Origin of the sequence: Microcoleus sp. BM001215392 (assembly GCF_036700185.1) — a bacterium.
In the GTDB taxonomy this organism is placed as follows: Bacteria; Cyanobacteriota; Cyanobacteriia; order Cyanobacteriales; family Microcoleaceae; genus Microcoleus.
Genome location: NZ_JAUBOJ010000750.1, coordinates 1 through 1,066, shown reverse-complemented (window position 1 = coordinate 1,066; position 1,066 = coordinate 1). Strand labels below are relative to the sequence as shown.

Sequence of the window (1,066 nt, the reverse complement as noted above, 5' to 3'; positions counted from 1 at the left end):
TACAGTTATACTATTGAGGTTCAAGGCGATGGTTAGTTGGCGTTGCAGGATAGACTTGTTACAATATTAACGCGCTGGTAATTGCTGACTTGATGGCGGAGTTAGATGAGTAAAAGCTTTAATTTGGAGTTCAGATATTACTCATACATTATAGCATTTACTTCGCCCCAACCCGCAATTAGGCTCTTTAGTTGAGGAAATGAAACTTAGCTGCGTGACAAATAAACCGATCGACGCTTAAGGAAGGTAATTCATATGCCAGAAACAATTAATTTTGAGCAAGCAGTATTAGAGAATCTGCGACAGTTGCCAACTCAGAAACAAGAAGAAGTTCTAGACTTTATACAATTCCTGGTGCAAAAAGCGGAACACAAAAAGCAGTTAGCTAGCGAAAGTTCTGAATCTAACAATTCGCCAACAACCGCACCTACTCTCAAGCTCTCACTTACAGAAATTGCTAGGTTGCCGATCGCAGAACGCCATAAAATACTAGCACCATATATAGCAGCTACAGCCGAAGATTTTTTGACTTATCCTGAACTAACCGAGTTTTCGGTACTTGATGGCGAAGAATCTTTAATTGACTCAGCTATTACTCGCAGCCACGAGGCTTTTTTGAACAGCTACGCACCCGAAGACGAAGGACTTTATGATGACTATTGAACCGGGTGATTTTTGGGTAGCAAATATTCCCTTTACAGGTGGCGCAGGCTCTAAAAAACGTCCCATACTTTTATTGTGGTTGGATGGCGAGGATGTGGTAGCAGCAGCCGTCACCTCTGCAAAACCCCGCAGCCAAACTGATGTATTTCTTAATGATTGGCAAGCCAGCGGTTTGCGTATTGCTTCAACAGTGCGTTTATCTAGATTAGATTGTTTGGAAAAGTCTTTGTTGCTGGCGAAAATCGGGCAAATTTCTCAAGCAGATGCAGAAGTAGTGAAACGAGTCTGGCATTTGTACGTTAAGCCTCAATTCTAATATTTAAGCGATCGCCCTTACAACCCCCCAGTCCATGCCCAACCACAATACTTAATAAAAACTTTACAAAAGTTACCATGTTGTCCA

The 1,066-nt window shown here is 41.8% G+C and carries 2 protein-coding genes; both read left to right on the top strand.

What is annotated here, in order from left to right; all coding sequences use genetic code 11:
• The first annotated feature begins 255 nt into the window (after window positions 1-255).
• The gene (locus tag QT974_RS34640; RefSeq protein WP_333472862.1) at window positions 256-663 is read left to right on the top strand and encodes a hypothetical protein; all 408 of its coding nucleotides are present in this window, start codon (window positions 256-258) and stop codon (window positions 661-663) included.
• Window positions 650-979 carry a type II toxin-antitoxin system PemK/MazF family toxin gene (locus QT974_RS34635; RefSeq protein ID WP_333472861.1) on the top strand — a complete coding sequence of 110 codons (330 nt, stop codon included), beginning with the start codon at window positions 650-652 and terminating at the stop codon, window positions 977-979. The genes QT974_RS34640 and QT974_RS34635 overlap by 14 nt, the downstream gene beginning before the upstream one ends.
• Window positions 980-1,066 lie beyond the last annotated feature (87 nt).

Excerpts from the sequence above, each read along its gene's own strand:
- QT974_RS34640 (WP_333472862.1), top strand. The coding sequence starts at position 256 with ATGCCAGAAACAATTAATTTTGAGCAAGCAGTATTAGAGAATCTGCGA.
- QT974_RS34635 (WP_333472861.1), top strand. The coding sequence starts at position 650 with ATGATGACTATTGAACCGGGTGATTTTTGGGTAGCAAATATTCCCTTT.